General features: G+C 66.8%; 11 protein-coding genes. 4 read left to right on the plus strand and 7 right to left on the minus strand.

The features are described 5' to 3' along the window. Nucleotides 1-67: 67 nt before the first annotated feature. Nucleotides 68-487: a nuclear transport factor 2 family protein gene (locus BN2156_RS09885; protein ID WP_090512930.1), complete on the minus strand. Its 420-nt coding sequence runs from the start codon at nt 485-487 to the stop codon at nt 68-70. Between the two features lie 32 nt (nt 488-519). Between BN2156_RS09885 and BN2156_RS09890 the strand changes: the two genes are divergently transcribed. From BN2156_RS09890 to BN2156_RS09900, 3 genes are all read left to right on the plus strand, one after another. Further along, nucleotides 520-1407 carry a D-alanyl-D-alanine carboxypeptidase family protein gene (locus BN2156_RS09890; protein ID WP_090512932.1) on the plus strand — a complete coding sequence of 296 codons (888 nt, stop codon included), beginning with the start codon at nt 520-522 and terminating at the stop codon, nt 1405-1407. Nucleotides 1408-1486: 79 nt separating this feature from the next. Continuing rightward, nucleotides 1487-2314: a D-alanyl-D-alanine carboxypeptidase gene (locus BN2156_RS09895; protein WP_090512934.1), complete on the plus strand. Its 828-nt coding sequence runs from the start codon at nt 1487-1489 to the stop codon at nt 2312-2314. A 90-nt stretch (nt 2315-2404) separates the two neighbouring features. Beyond that, entirely contained in the window at nt 2405-3964 is a 1560-nt protein-coding gene (locus BN2156_RS09900) for a diflavin oxidoreductase (protein WP_090512937.1), read from the plus strand. 66 nt (nt 3965-4030) lie between these two features. On the opposite strand, the gene BN2156_RS09905 is transcribed toward BN2156_RS09900, so the two are convergent. The 6 genes from BN2156_RS09905 to ftsY form a co-directional block, all read right to left on the minus strand. After that, entirely contained in the window at nt 4031-5095 is a 1065-nt protein-coding gene (locus BN2156_RS09905) for an amidohydrolase family protein (RefSeq protein WP_090512940.1), read from the minus strand. Between the two features lie 5 nt (nt 5096-5100). Next, nucleotides 5101-6654 carry a signal recognition particle protein gene (ffh, locus tag BN2156_RS09910; RefSeq protein WP_090512942.1) on the minus strand — a complete coding sequence of 518 codons (1554 nt, stop codon included), beginning with the start codon at nt 6652-6654 and terminating at the stop codon, nt 5101-5103. A gap of 66 nt (nt 6655-6720) precedes the next feature. Then, a complete protein-coding gene (locus BN2156_RS09915) occupies nt 6721-9216 on the minus strand; it encodes a [protein-PII] uridylyltransferase (protein ID WP_090512944.1) in 2496 nt (831 codons plus the stop codon). 81 nt (nt 9217-9297) lie between these two features. After that, nucleotides 9298-9636: a P-II family nitrogen regulator gene (locus tag BN2156_RS09920; RefSeq protein WP_003881099.1), complete on the minus strand. Its 339-nt coding sequence runs from the start codon at nt 9634-9636 to the stop codon at nt 9298-9300. A gap of 6 nt (nt 9637-9642) precedes the next feature. Beyond that, nucleotides 9643-10947 (minus strand): ammonium transporter, encoded by a 1305-nt coding sequence (locus tag BN2156_RS09925; RefSeq protein ID WP_162490846.1) that lies wholly within the window; start codon nt 10945-10947, stop codon nt 9643-9645. A gap of 226 nt (nt 10948-11173) precedes the next feature. Beyond that, a complete protein-coding gene (gene ftsY, locus BN2156_RS09930) occupies nt 11174-12520 on the minus strand; it encodes a signal recognition particle-docking protein FtsY (protein WP_162490762.1) in 1347 nt (448 codons plus the stop codon). A 404-nt stretch (nt 12521-12924) separates the two neighbouring features. Between ftsY and BN2156_RS09935 the strand changes: the two genes are divergently transcribed. Beyond that, nucleotides 12925-14421, plus strand: a complete 1497-nt coding sequence (locus BN2156_RS09935; protein ID WP_159402830.1) for a PE-PPE domain-containing protein — start codon at nt 12925-12927, stop codon at nt 14419-14421. Nucleotides 14422-14425 lie beyond the last annotated feature (4 nt).

Raw genomic sequence — 14425 nt, forward strand, 5'->3', positions numbered from 1 at the left:
AACGAGTCGCACGGCAGACAGCCGACAATTGTGCCAGAGCAGGCAGTACCGGCCAAAATCGCGAGAGTCAGACGACCTTGTCGAAGCACTTGGTCTCGACGCGGCGGCTCATCCGCCACCCGTCGTCGGTGCGGACGAACTCGTCCTCGTACCAGAGCCCGCAGAACAGCACCTGCTGCTCCAGCCCGGGCAGCACCATCGGGTTGAAGCAGATGGTGCGGGAGGATGCTCTGTCCCCCTCGATCCGGACGTCGAAATTGCCGAGCATGTGGGCGTAGGCCGGGAAGTTCGGCAGCACTTCGGCCAGCCAGGCCTTGACCTCCGGGTACTGGCCGTCGATGCCGCCCATTGCCCGGTAGTCGATGTAGGCATCGGGCGTGAACACCGCGTCGAGGTCGTCGAACAATCGACGATCGATCGCAGTGGAGTAGTCGATCAACAACTGCTGGATCTCCAGACGGTCCGAAATCTCGGCCAGGCTCAACATGTCTCGATTCAACACGATTAGGCTGGCGCGCCATGGGGAGGTTCGTCAGCTTCGCGGTGGTGGTGATGGCCACACTGATCCCGCTCTCGACTCTGACCGGCGCCACGCCCGCGCGAGCGGATATCGAGGTGCAGCAGGTGGGCGCGGCCCCGATCCCCGACGGTCCCGCGCAGGGCTGGGTGGTCGCCGACCTCGACACCGGTCAGGTGCTGGCCGCCCGCAACGAGAACACCCGCTACGCGCCGGCGAGCACCATCAAGACCCTGCTGGCCCAGGTGGTGCTCGACGAGGTGCCGCTGGACTCCACCATCGTGGCCGAGGAAGCCGACACCCGGGTCGAGTGCAACTGCGCCGGTGTCGCTCCCGGCCAGACCTATACGGCGCGCCAACTGCTGGAGGCGGCACTGCTGGCGTCGGGCAACGATGCCGCCAACACCCTGGCCCGCATGCTCGGTGGCCCGGGGGCCGCCGTCGCCAAGATGAACGCCAAGGCCGCAGCGCTCGGCGCGCACAACACCAATGTCGCGACACCGTCGGGACTCGACGGGCCGGGTATGCCGTTCTGGTCGACACCTCACGACCTGGCGACGATCTTCCGCGGCGCGATGACCAATCCGGTGTTCGCACAGATCACCGCGATGCCCTCGACGACCTTCCCCAGCAAGACCGGCGATCGGGTCCTGGTCAACCAGGACGAGCTGTTGCATCGCTACCCCGGTGCCATCGGCGGCAAGACCGGCTTCACCGACATCGCCCGCAAGACGTTCGTCGGGGCCGCACAACGGGACGGCCGCCGGTTGGTGGTCACCATGATGTACGGGCTGATCAAGGAAGGTGGGCCGACCTACTGGGACCAGGCGGCCACCCTGTTGGACTGGGGTTTCGCCCAGGACCGTTCGGCCAGCATCGGCTCGCTCTGAATCCTGCGGTGAGGTCCGATATCTGAAGGAAACCTGACCGTGCGCGCAGCGAGTCCAAAGCTGGGTAGCGTCGTCGGGCGTGCGAAGACTGTTCGTGACGCTCGCGCTCGGCCTCGGCACGGTGATGGCAGCCGCGGCCCTCGGGGCTCCACCGGTCGCCGCAGCGCCAGGGGTGCAGCCGGCAGGCGCCCAGATTCCCGACGGTCCCGCCAAGGCCTGGCTGGTCGCCGACATGGACACCGGCCAGGTGATCGCCGCCAAGGATGCCAACGGCTCCTACGCCCCGGCCAGCACCATCAAGCCGCTGTTGGCGATGGTCGTGCTGGACCACCTTCGGCCCGACAACTTCGCCCGGGCCAACCAGTCCCACACCAAGGTCGAATGCTCGTGCGTCGGCCTCACCCCCGGACAGCCGTACACCACCCGGCAACTGCTCGAAGCGCTGCTGATGGTGTCCGGCAACGATGCGGCGAACATGCTCGCCGACATGCTCGGAGGCCAGCCCGCCACCGTGGCGGCGATGACCCGCAAGGCGGCCAGCGTCGGCGCGCGCAACACCCGCGCCTCGTCGCCTTCGGGTCTCGACGGCCCCGGCTGGGAAACCGTCACCACACCGCACGACCTCGCGGTGATCCTGCGAGCGGCGCTGAAGTATCCGCTGATCGCCCAGATCATGCGCCAACCCTCGGCACAGTTCCCGGGCAAGACGCTGACCAACCAGAACGAACTTCTCCAGCGCTATCCCGGTGACATCGCCGGCAAGACCGGATACACCGATCTGGCCCGAAAGACGTATGTGGGTGCCGCCCAACGCGGTAACCGGCGCCTGGTCGTCGTCCAGATGTACGGGACCGGTGACCTCTACGGTCAGGCGATCGAACTGTTCGACTACGGTTTCTCACACTGACCGTCGGCTTCGGACGGTAAAAGGTAAAGCCCCACCGGGACTCACAAGAAACTAAGGTAACCCTAAATTCGCGTGGCTCGCCCGCGCGCGATGAGGGGAGCCGATGTGTCCGACCGTGAGTTCTCGTTGGTGGTCGCCTATGGAACCGACATGGGCAACGCCGAAGACGCCGCCATGTCGTTCGCCGAAGCCGCCACCGCTGCCGGGATTCCCGCCGAGGCCGTGGAGCTCAACCAGGTCGAACTCGACCACCTCAGCACCACAACGCATTTCATCGTGGTCACGTCCACCTTCGGCGACGGCGAGTTTCCCGACACCGCCACGTTGTTCTGGGAGGCCATCAGCGCCTCGACCGAGCGGCTCGAGCACATGAGCTTCGCGGTGCTCGCGCTCGGCGACACCTCTTACGAATTGTTCTGCAACGCAGGAAAACTCCTCGATGCTCGCCTCGAAGAGCTCGGCGCGACCCGCCTGGCCGACCGAGTCGACGTCGACGGGTACTACGAAGAACCGGCCGCCGCCTGGACCACCGATCTCGTCAAGCAACTCACCGCCGCTCAGGCCGGTCCCGCCGCGCCGCCCGTCGCCGTCGCCGACAATCCCGAGCCCACACCCCGAAGCCAGGAACGCAACCGCACCTTCACGACGCCGCTGAAGGTCAATCGACTGCTCACCTCGACGGAATCCGACAAGGAGGTCCGTCACTACGAGCTCGACCTCACCGGTTCCGGGATCGCGTATCAGGCCGGAGATTCACTCGCCGTCCACCCGGCCAACGATCCCGACCTGGTCGCGGCGATCCTGGCCGAACTCAAGGTCGGGCCCGAGTATCGCGTGGCCGACGCGGACGAGACGCTGGGCGTCTTGCTCACCGAGCAGCTCGAGATCCGCACCCCGTCGCGCGCACTGCAGGAGCTGGCAGGCACCGCCGCCTATGGCGAGGATGTCCTCGACCTCATCCGGCGCGCCGACCTCACGGTCGACGAGGTCATCGACACGTTGCGCCCGTTGCAGTTTCGCGACTACTCGATCGCTTCGAGCCCCCTGGTGCACCCCGATCGCGTGCACCTGACCGTGGCCACCGTGCGCTACCCCGCCGGCGACCGACAGCACGGTGGCGTGGCCTCGACCTATCTGGCCGAGCGCACCCAGTCGGTCCGGATCCACTTGCGGCCCAACCATCATTTCCGGCTGCCGGCCGGCGATGTGCCGATCATCATGATCGGACCGGGCACCGGTATCGCGCCGTTCCGGGCGTTCCTGCAGGAGCGGCAGGCCGCCGCCGCATCAGGACGGTCCTGGTTGTTCTTCGGGGACCGGCGACGGACCACCGACTTCCTCTACGGCGAGGAGCTCACGGGATTCGTCGAGTCCGGCACATTGACCCGGCTCGACCTGGCGTTCTCCCGCGACCAGGATGCGAAAGTGTATGTCCAGCAACGTATGCGGGAGCACGCTGCCGAGTTGTTCGCGTGGCTACAGGACGGCGCATACCTCTATGTCTGCGGTGACGCCGACCGGATGGCCAAGGACGTCGACGCCGCACTGCACGAGATCGTCGCCGAGAGCGGCGGTATGGACGCCGAGGCCGCACACGCCTACGTCAACGACCTGATCAAGACCCACCGCTACCTGCGCGACGTCTACTAGACGAGCGACTTGTGCACCTGCGGTGACGGTGGGCGTTACGGCAGGTGCACGAATCACAGGTCAGAGTCAGAAGGCGCGGCCGCGCAGGATCACCAGATCCGGCCGGCTGACCCCGCCGTGACGCGGATCGTCGGTGTAGCAGACCAGGTCCGCGGACGCCCCGTGCTCGAGCGCGGGCCGCCCCAACCACGCCCGAGCATCCCAGCTGGCCGCCCCCAATGCGGCCGTGGGACTCATCCCGATCCCTTTGAGCGCCTCGATCTCATCGGCGATGCGGCCGTGTGCGATCATCCCGCCGGCATCGGTGCCCGCGAAAATCGGCACCCCCGCCTCGTAGGCTGCGCCCACCCGGCTACGGCACGACCCGTAGAGGTCGCGCATGTGCTTGGCATACACGGGGTATTTAGCTGCCGCATCGGCGATGCCGGGGAAATTGTCGATGTTGATCAGCGTGGGCACCAACGCCGTGCCGTGCTCCAGCATCAGATCGACGATGTCGTCGGTGATTCCGGTGCCGTGCTCGATGCAGTCGATACCGGCGTTGATCAGACCGGGCAGGGCGTCCTCGCCGAACACGTGCGCGGTGACCCGCGCCCCCTCGGCGTGGGCGGCGTCGACGGCGGACTTGAGGATCTCGTCGGACCACAACGGTGCCAGGTCCCCGACACCACGGTCGATCCAGTCGCCGACCAGCTTCACCCAGCCGTCGCCCCAGCGAGCCTGCTCGGCCACCGCGGCGGGCAGCTGCGACTCGTCCTCGATGTCGATCGGCAGCCCCGGCGAATAACGCTTGGGGCGGGCCAGATGCCGGCCGGCCCGGATGATGCGCGGTAGGTCCTCGCGATCGTCGAAACCGCGGGTGTCCACCGGCGACCCGGCGTCCCGCAGCAGCAGCGCGCCGGCATCCCGTTCGGTTTCGGCCTGGGTCACCGCCTCGTCGAGGTCGACGGCACCGCCGGGGCCCAGGCCCACGTGGCAGTGCGCGTCGACCAGGCCCGGAATGATCCAGCCGCCGTCGAAGACGGTGTCGGCGTTCGCCATCGGTTCCGCGCTCAGCACGCCCCGGTCGATCCACCATTCGACAGGCTCGCCGTCAGGCAGACCGCGTCCCCGGACGTGGAGCGCGCTCACCGAATCTACTTCTGGCCCGGGAACTTCAGCTTCGACAGGTCGAAATCGGCCAGACCGGGCGGTAATTCGTCCAGGCCCTTGGGCATGTTGGACAGATCCGGGAACCCGGCCGGCATACCGGCTCCGAACGGGTTCTTCGGCGGGGTCGGACCCCGGCCCTTCTTCTTGCCGGCCTGCTTGTTCTTGCCCTTGGCCGCCTTGCGCGGGGAATTCTTGCGCCCGAACGGCATGCCCATCTGACCGGCCATCGACGACATCATCTTGCGGGCGTCGAAGAACCGGTCCACGAGCTGGTTGACCTCGGAAACCTCGACACCGGAGCCATTGGCGATACGCAGCCGGCGCGAGGCATTGATGATCTTGGGATCGGCCCGCTCGGCCGGTGTCATGCCACGGATGATGGCCTGCACCCGGTCCAGCTGCTTGTCGTCGACGGCGGCCAGCGCGTCCTTCATCTGGCCGGCCCCGGGCAGCATGCCCAGCAGGTTGCCGATCGGGCCCATCTTGCGGATCGCCAGCATCTGCTCGAGGAAGTCTTCCAGCGTCAGCTCGCCGGAGCCGATCTTGGCGGCGGCCTCCTCGGCCTTCTGCTGGTCGAAGACCTGCTCGGCCTGCTCGATGAGGGTGAGCACATCGCCCATCCCCAGGATGCGGCTGGCCATGCGGTCGGGGTGGAAGACATCGAAGTCTTCGAGCTTCTCCCCCGCGGAAGCGAACAGGATCGGCACGCCGGTGATCTCGCGGACCGACAGTGCGGCACCACCGCGGGCGTCGCCGTCGAGCTTGGTCAGCACGACGCCGGTGAAGCCGACGCCCTCACGGAACGCCTCGGCGGTGGCGACGGCGTCCTGACCGATCATCGCGTCGAGGACGAAGAGGGTCTCGTCGGGCTTCACGGCGTCGCGGATGGCCGCGGCCTGCCCCATCAGCTCCTCGTCGATGCCCAGGCGGCCGGCGGTGTCGACGATGACCACGTCGAAGTGCTTGGCCCGGGCCTCGGCCATACCGGCAGTCGCAACCGCGACCGGATCACCGTGGCCACCGATCTCCAGGCCGTCGGGTGAGGTACCCGGGTGCGGGGCGAAGGAAGCCACACCGGCGCGCTCTGCGACGATCTGCAGCTGGTTGACGGCACCGGGCCGCTGCAGGTCACAGGCCACCAGCAACGGGGTATGCCCCAGTCCCTTGAGCCATTTCGCCAGCTTGCCCGCCAGCGTCGTCTTACCGGCACCCTGCAGACCGGCCAGCATGATGACCGTCGGCGGGTTCTTGGCGAACGCCAGCTGACGGGTCTCGCCGCCGAGGATGCCGATCAGCTCCTCATTGACGATCTTGACCACCTGCTGCGCGGGGTTCAGCGCGGCCGAGACCTCGGCGCCCTTGGCGCGATCCTTGATGCGCGAGACGAAGGCACGCACCACGGGCAGCGAGACGTCGGCCTCCAACAAGGCCAACCGGATCTCGCGCGCCGTGGCGTCGATATCGGCGTCGGTCAACCGCCCCTTGCCGCGTAGGCCCTGCAGGGCGCCGGTCAACCGGTCAGACAGGCTCTCAAACACGTGGTAAGCCTAGCGGCCGGGCCCGAGTGCGGTGGTGAGCCCACCGGCCGGGGCCCCGCTCGGAGGTCAGCTCGCGTGCTCAGCCGGTTTCGTCGGCTTGGCCGGCGGTGCGGGCAGGATCTTGAGCATGTCGCGCTCCAACTCCGCGCGTATCGCGGCCCGGCCGGCCTCGTCGGCGGCCAGTGCCGGTGCGGTGATGCAGAAGACATCCACCACCGATGAGCCCAGCGTGGTCACCTTGGCCCAGGCGACGTCCACCCCGTCCCGCTCGAACACCGCGGTCAACCGGGCCAACAGGCCGGCCCGGTCGATTGTGCGGATCTGGACGATCAGGTCCCCGGGCGCCGCCCCGGCCGACCACAGGATGCGCGGCGGGGCCGGCACGTGGTTGGCCGGCACCGACGCCAGGATCTCACCGGCGCGGGTCGTGGGCTGCAGGGCCGCCTCCTGGTCGCGCCGTTCCAACGCACCGATCACGTCCAGTTCGCCGTCGAGCGCCAGGATGAACTGCTGACGCAGCAGCTCGGCGGCCGGTGGTGCACCGAAATGCGGCGACACCACGAAGGTGTTGATCGCCGATCCCTCGTGACTGTTGACCGATGCCGAGTGGACCCGCAGCGAGTTCAGCGCCAGCACCCCGGCCGCCTTCGACAGCAGGCCGCGCCGGTCGGCGGCGATCATCGTCACGTTGTAGATGTGCGGGCCGTCGCCCTCGGTGAGCTCGACATGGACGCCGGCCTCGGCGGCCAGCGCCACGAACCGCGGCTCGATGGGATCGGGCTGCGGCAGCGGTTCACCGGCCATCACCAGCCGGCATCGCCGGACCAGGTCACCGATCAGCGACGCCTTCCAGTCCCCCCACACGCCCGGCCCGGTGGCCAGCGAATCAGCCTCGGCCAGCACGTGCAGCAGTTCCAGCAGCACCATGTCGCCGCCCAGCGCATCGGCCACAGCGTCAATGGTCTTGGGGTCCTGCAGATCTCGCCGCGTCGCGGTGTCCGGCAGCAGTAGGTGGTACCGCACGATCTTCGACAGCACCTCGATATCCGACGGCCACAGGCCCAGCCGGGTGCCGATCTGTGTGGCCAGTTCGGCACCGATCACACTGTGGTCGCCGCCGCGGCCCTTGCCGATGTCGTGGCACAGTGCGCCCAGCAGCAACAGGTCCGGACGTGATACCCGGGTCGTGAAAGCCCCTGCCCGCGAGACGGTTTCGACGAGATGGCGATCAACGGTCCAGGTGTGCACGACGTCGCGCGGGGGCAGGTCTCGCACTGCGCCCCACTCCGGGAACAGCCGTCCCCACAGGCCGGTACGGTCCAGGGCCTCGATGGTGGCGACCGCCGCGGGGCCGGACGCGAGCAGTACCAGCAGATCCTTGAGCGCCTGACGCGGCCAGGGCGTCCGCAGTTCCGGTGCGGTTTCGGCCAATCGGCTCAGCGTGGACACCGCCATCGGCAGCCCGGTACTGGCCGAGGCGGCCGCGACCCGCAGGATCAGGCCCGGATCACGTTCCGGCCGGGCGTCGCGGGCCAGGATCACCTCTCCGGCGTACTCGATCACCCCTTCGTCGAGCGGGCGGCGCACGGGCCGGCGCAGGGCGGCGAAGCCACGCCGCGGCAGGGCGTTGGCGGCGGTGCGGATCCCCGAGTCGACGTAGTAGCTCACGGTGCGCGCGGCATCGGAGAGGGTGCGGGCCAGATCGAATCGGTCGCCGATCCGCAGCGCCGCGCCGATCTCGTCGGCATGCTGAGCCAGCAACAGTTCCCGGCCCCGACCGGAGACCCGGTGCAGCTCGGTACGTACGTTCAGCAGGGCCAGGTGGGCATCGCCGAGGGTTCCGGTCGGCGAGGCCAGCGCCCGGCTGGGATAGACGTCGGCCAGCTGCGCTATGGCGAGCGCATTGAGCAGCTGGACATCTCGCAGACCGCCACGGCCCGACTTCAGGTCCGGCTCGGCGCGGTGCGCGATCTGGCCGCTGCGCTCCCACCGCGCCTGCGCATGCTCGACGAGTTCGTCGAATCGCGAGGCGATTCCGATCCGCCACTGCCGGCGCCCGCCACCGACCAGAAGCGCCGACAGTTCTGAGTCACCGGCGATGTGGCGGGCGTCGAGCATCGCCAGGCCCACTGCGATGTCTTCACCGGCCACCTTGAGCGCCTCGGGCACGGTGCGCACACTGTGATCGATACGAATGTTGGCGTCCCACAAGGGGTACCAGAGCTTCTCAGCCACCTCGGAGACGAGTTCGACCGGCATGTTGTCATGCAGCAACGTCAGATCGAGGTCGGAATACGGCAACATCTCGCCGCGGCCAAGGCCGCCGGTGGCCACGATCGAGAACCCACTGGTGGCGGTGATGCCGATCTCGGCAGCCTTTGTGGCGAGCCAGAATTCGTGCAGATCCAGCAACGCTTCCCGCAGAGCGGTCGCGTCCAGTTGGCGCGATCCGCCGGAGAGCAACTGCTGGGTGGCCGCGGCCAGATCGTTGGCGGGCCGTGACGGCGCCGCCGGAGCCTCCTGAGAGGAAGCTCCGGCGGTGTCTTGGTTGTTCTCTGTCATTTCGACTCCTCCCCGGCCGATCACCGGGTAGTGCTCACGCGATTGCTGGCCGGGGAGAAGACGTCTCGATGGACGCTCCGACTACAGCGCGTCAGCTCCCCGCTCACCGGTACGCACCCGAACCACGGTGTCGACCGGGCTGACCCAGACCTTCCCGTCGCCGATCTTGCCGGTACGTGCGGCCTGCACGATGACATCCACGACCTTGTCGACCGCGGAATCGTCGACGACGACCTCCACCCGGACCTTCGGCACGAAATCGACCGAGTACTCAGCACCGCGGTAGACCTCGGTATGCCCCTTCTGCCGGCCGTAACCCTGGACCTCGCTGACCGTCATTCCGAGAATGCCGGTTTGCTCCAGACCTGTCTTGACGTCTTCCAGCGTGAACGGCTTGACGATCGCAGTGATCAGCTTCATGTTTCCTTATTCCTCCCCGCCGTGACGACCAAGAACAGAACCGGTTCCGACAGCGACGAAGTCGTAGGCACTCTCGGCGTGCTCGGCCTCATCGATACCGGATGCTTCCTCTTCTTTGTCCAGGCGCAGGCCCACGGTGTATTTGACAATCAACGCCAAGATAGCGGTACCCACCGCCGAATAGAGCAGAACAGCACCGGCCCCGACGGCCTGTCGCCACAGCTGGTCGAACCCGCCACCGTAGAACAGACCGGCAACCGCGGCAGGCGCTTCCTTGGTGGCCACCAGGCCGACCAGCAACGTGCCGACGATGCCGCCGACCAGGTGGACACCGACGACGTCGAGCGAATCATCGAATCCGAACTTGAACTTCAGGCCCACCGCCAGCGCGCACAGCACGCCTGCGACAGCACCGATCACGAGCGCACCGACGACGTTCACCGACGAGCAGGACGGCGTGATCGCCACCAATCCGGCAACGATGCCCGACGCCGCGCCCAGGGATGTGGCGTGGCCGTCGCGGAGGCGCTCGGTGAGGAGCCAGGCCAGCATCGCGGTCGCCGTCGCCACGGTGGTGGTGACGAAGGTCGTACCGGCAATTCCGTTGGCCGATACCGCAGAACCGGCGTTGAAGCCGTACCAGCCGAACCACAGCAGGCCGGCGCCCAGCATCACGAACGGGAGGTTGTGCGGGCGCATGGGCGTGCCGGGCCATCCGAGCCGCTTGCCGAGGATGATGGCCAGCACCAGGCCCGCGGTTCCGGCGTTGATGTGCACCGCGGTGCCACCGGCGAAGTCAATTGCCTTGAGCTGGTTTGCGATCCATCCCCCGTGGTGAATCACGGTCTCACCGTCGGAGCCCTTGACGTCGAAGTCGAATACCCAGTGCGCAACCGGGAAGTAGACAAAGGTCGCCCACAGCCCGACGAACAGCAACCAGCCGCCGAACTTGATGCGGTCGGCGACAGCACCGGAGATCAGCGCCACCGTGATGATCGCGAACATCAGCTGGAAACCCACGAACACGGTGGCCGGGATCGTCCCCGCCAGCGCGATGGGCGCATCGGCCGAACCGTTCGCCCCGATCAGGCCCTTGAGACCGAAGAACTGGGCCGGGTTGCCGATCACTCCGGCGGTGTTGTCACCGAACGCGACCGAGTAGCCGTACAGCGCCCACAGCACCGTCACGACACCCATGGCGCTGACGCTCATCATGATCATGTTGAGCACGCCCTTGGCACGAACCATGCCGCCGTAGAAGAAGGCCAGACCCGGCGTCATCAACAGCACAAGTGCGGCGCTGGCCAGCATCCATGCTGTGTCACCGGTGTCCGGCGCACCCAATATCGGGAATTGCTCCACTCGCAGTTTCCTCCTTCACCACGCCACGGCCGCAAGGATTTACGACCATTGACCTGGTCCAGAACAATGCTGAGTGGATGTTTCAGCCACGGCGCCGTTGCGTTTCGCTCGTGTGAACGGATAGGCAGGCTGCGTTTCGCCGGTGTTACACCGCGCTTTTCCCTGGGTTTTCTGGTCAGCCCAGCAGGGCGTCGACGAATGCCGCCGGCTCGAACGGCGCGAGATCGTCGGGGCCTTCGCCGAGCCCGACGAGCTTCACCGGGACACCAAGCTCCTGCTGCACCCGGAACACGATTCCGCCCTTGGCGGTGCCGTCGAGCTTGGTCAGCACCACCCCGGTGATATCGACGACCTCGGCGAACACCTTGGCCTGCGGCAGGCTGTTCTGCCCGATCGTGGCGTCGAGCACGAGCAGCACCTCGTCGACCGCCGCACGCTTCTCCACCACCCGCTTGACCTTGCCGAGTTCGTCCATCAGACCGGTCTTGGTGTGCAGGCGGCCCGCGGTGTCGATCACAACCACATCGGCCCCGGCCTTGACGCCCTCGTCGACGGCGTCGAACGCCACCGACGCGGGGTCGGCGCCTTCTGCCCCGCGCACCACCTCTGCACCGACACGCGCGGCCCAGGTCTGCAGCTGGTCGGCGGCCGCAGCACGAAACGTGTCGGCCGCGCCGAGCACGACGCGGCGGCCATCGGCCACCAACACGCGTGCCAGCTTGCCGACCGTGGTGGTCTTGCCGGTGCCGTTCACGCCGACCACGAGCAACACCGACGGCTTGTCAGCATGCGGCAGTGCCTTGATCGAACGGTCCAGCTCGGGACGCAGCTCCGACATCAGCACCTCACGCAGCACCGCCCGCGCATCGGCTTCACTGCGCACGTTCTTGCTGGCCATCCGCTCACGCAAGGCTCCGACGACCGATTCGGTGACCACCGGACCGAGGTCGGCGATCAGCAGGGTGTCCTCGACGGCCTCCCATGAGTCCTCGTCGAGATCGCCTCCGCCGAGCAGCCCGAGCATGCTGCGACCCAACGCGTTCTGAGACTTGGCGAGGCGGCCGCGCAGCCGGTCCATCCGCCCTTCGGCGGGTGCGATGTCCTCGACGGCGGCGGCGACGGCGTCGGGCGCCTCCTCCGGTTCGACGACCGCTTCCGGCTCGACCGGTTCGGCAGGTTTCTCCGGCGCGACCGGCGCCACCGGTTCGACGGGTGGTTCTGGCAGCTGGACGTCGGAGATGGTGCGTTTTGGTGCGTCCCGCGGAATGGTCGCGTCATCGCCGACCGCCGGCAATCCACTGGTGTCGATGCGCTCGACCGTCGGGGTGCCCGACTGGCTGAACGTGATGCCGGAGGAAGCCGTATAGCCGCCGGAGCGGTCGATCGGTTTCGTGGCGTCGCGTTCGGACAGGCTGATCCGCCGCCGCCGGTAGCGCACCAATCCCACCGTGATCGCGACGACAACGAGCACGGCGACGACCGCGATAGCGATCCACAGACCCAACAACGCACCTTCTGTCACGCCGCCATTGTCTCAGGGCGGCCACCCGGGACAGACCGGCCCCGTTTCGCGCCCCGTCCCACTTGACCATCGAGGCGGTCGACTCCAGCCGGAACATCGGCGTACCAGATTGCTCAAAATCGCGGTACATACACGTACCAAAGCGGTATCTTCTACGCACTGCCCAAGCGTTCCGGCATGTCCAGCGCGAGCCGTAGATTTCATCTACGGCTTAACTGCATTGTTCGGCCATTCGACGTAAAACTGATATCTACCTCGATAAATCAATTTCTTAACGATATTTTTTCAATTCGCTGACAACCGACTTTGGAGTGGTCCACGATCCCCAATGGGTCGGGAAAGGCTTCAGCGTGGTCGGCATGTGGTCCTTCCCTTGGGATTTCTTTGCGAAAGGGAGGACAAAGATGCACATACGCGTGCTTCGGGGGCTGGCGCTGACGCTGGTCGCCCTGGTGGGCACCGTCGGACTCGCCGTGGTGACGAGCATGACGACGTTGGTTCAACTGGCAGCAACCACCGCTCTCATCATGGGCGGCACCGGGATGAAAGCACTGGGAGACCCACACCAGTGGGGAGCGGGAACCTACGTGGAGCAGGTGAACAACACCTACCTGTCCGGCTGGCACCTCGATGAGGACGACCTGCGATGGGTGTCCACGCCGGAGCAATTCTGGCCCGCGACCAGTCTGACCGACATCACCTTCGACACCTCGGTCGCCCGTGGCCTCCTGAGCCTGAACAACGCCGTATTGAGCACATCCGGAGAGAAGGTCGTCGTCGGCTACTCGCAGAGCGCCAACATCGCCACCCGGGAGAAGCGCAATCTGGCCGACCTCCGCGCACAGGGCGCCACCGTCCCGTCCGCCGATGAGTTGTCATTCGTACTCGTCGCCAACCCAAACCGCCCCAACGGCGGCATCCTGGCCCGGTTCGAAGGCCTCTACATCCCTATCCTCGGGATCAGCTTCGACGGCGCCACACCGGACGACGAATACCGGACCATCGACGTGGCCCGCGAGTACGACCTGATCGCCGACTTCCCGAAATATCCGCTCAACCTGCTGGCCGACCTCAACGCCCTGCTCGGCTACTTCTATCTCCATCCGAACTACGGGTCATCGGTGATCGACCTCGACGATCCAAGCACCTACCAGTCCTACACATCCGGCAACACCACCTACTATCTGGTCTACACCGAGCACCTTCCCCTCCTACAACCGTTGCGCGACATGGGAATTCCGGAGCCACTGCTCGACCTCGCCGAACCGACGCTGCGGGTTCTCATCGACCTCGCTTATGACCGCACACCGGAGAACATGGGAGTTCCGACCCGTGCCGGGCTGTTTCCCCACATCGACCTCGACAAACTGGCGTCGGATCTGAGGGCCGCGGCCCAGGAGGGGGTGCGCGACGCGCTCGCGCACCTGGGCATCAAGTCCGGCGACTCCGACACGACCGAAACCCTTTCCATCTCAACGAATTCCGCGCCGGAAAAGCCTGTACTCAGCACCTCGGCGCCGGACAGAACCATGCCGGAGCCGACCCGTCCGGATCTCAGTGGCGCTCAGCCCGCAGCCGAGGCCGGCACCGTCACCCCTGACACCGACACCCCCGAGCCCGAGAGCGACGCCACGAAGCCGACACCGACGCAGCAGCCGATATCGAAGTCCGAGCGGGTCCGACAACTACGGCAGGCGATCATGCCCAAGAAACCATCCGACGCCGTGGCCGTCGCAACGGCAGACCCGTCACAAGATGGTGCGCGTGCGCCCCGCGTGGTCCGTCATCCTGCCGAACCCGGTTCCAACCAGCTGAAATCTGGCAGCAAGCGAACGAAAACGAATGCCGCACAAGAAAACCGGCGTCCCCATCACCGTTCCGGAGACTCCGACGCGGCATAGGCGC

This window comes from Mycolicibacterium neworleansense, from assembly GCF_001245615.1.
Taxonomy (GTDB): domain Bacteria; phylum Actinomycetota; class Actinomycetes; order Mycobacteriales; family Mycobacteriaceae; genus Mycobacterium; species Mycobacterium neworleansense.

What these genes read in the sequence shown, in the direction of transcription:
- BN2156_RS09890 (WP_090512932.1), top strand. Translation starts at nt 520, where the DNA reads ATGGGGAGGTTCGTCAGCTTCGCGGTGGTGGTGATGGCCACACTGATC.
- BN2156_RS09885 (WP_090512930.1), bottom strand. Translation starts at nt 487, where the DNA reads ATGTTGAGCCTGGCCGAGATTTCGGACCGTCTGGAGATCCAGCAGTTG.
- BN2156_RS09900 (WP_090512937.1), top strand. Translation starts at nt 2,405, where the DNA reads ATGAGGGGAGCCGATGTGTCCGACCGTGAGTTCTCGTTGGTGGTCGCC.
- BN2156_RS09920 (WP_003881099.1), bottom strand. Translation starts at nt 9,636, where the DNA reads ATGAAGCTGATCACTGCGATCGTCAAGCCGTTCACGCTGGAAGACGTC.
- BN2156_RS09915 (WP_090512944.1), bottom strand. Translation starts at nt 9,216, where the DNA reads ATGACAGAGAACAACCAAGACACCGCCGGAGCTTCCTCTCAGGAGGCT.
- BN2156_RS09935 (WP_159402830.1), top strand. Translation starts at nt 12,925, where the DNA reads ATGCACATACGCGTGCTTCGGGGGCTGGCGCTGACGCTGGTCGCCCTG.
- BN2156_RS09925 (WP_162490846.1), bottom strand. Translation starts at nt 10,947, where the DNA reads ATGCTGGCCAGCGCCGCACTTGTGCTGTTGATGACGCCGGGTCTGGCC.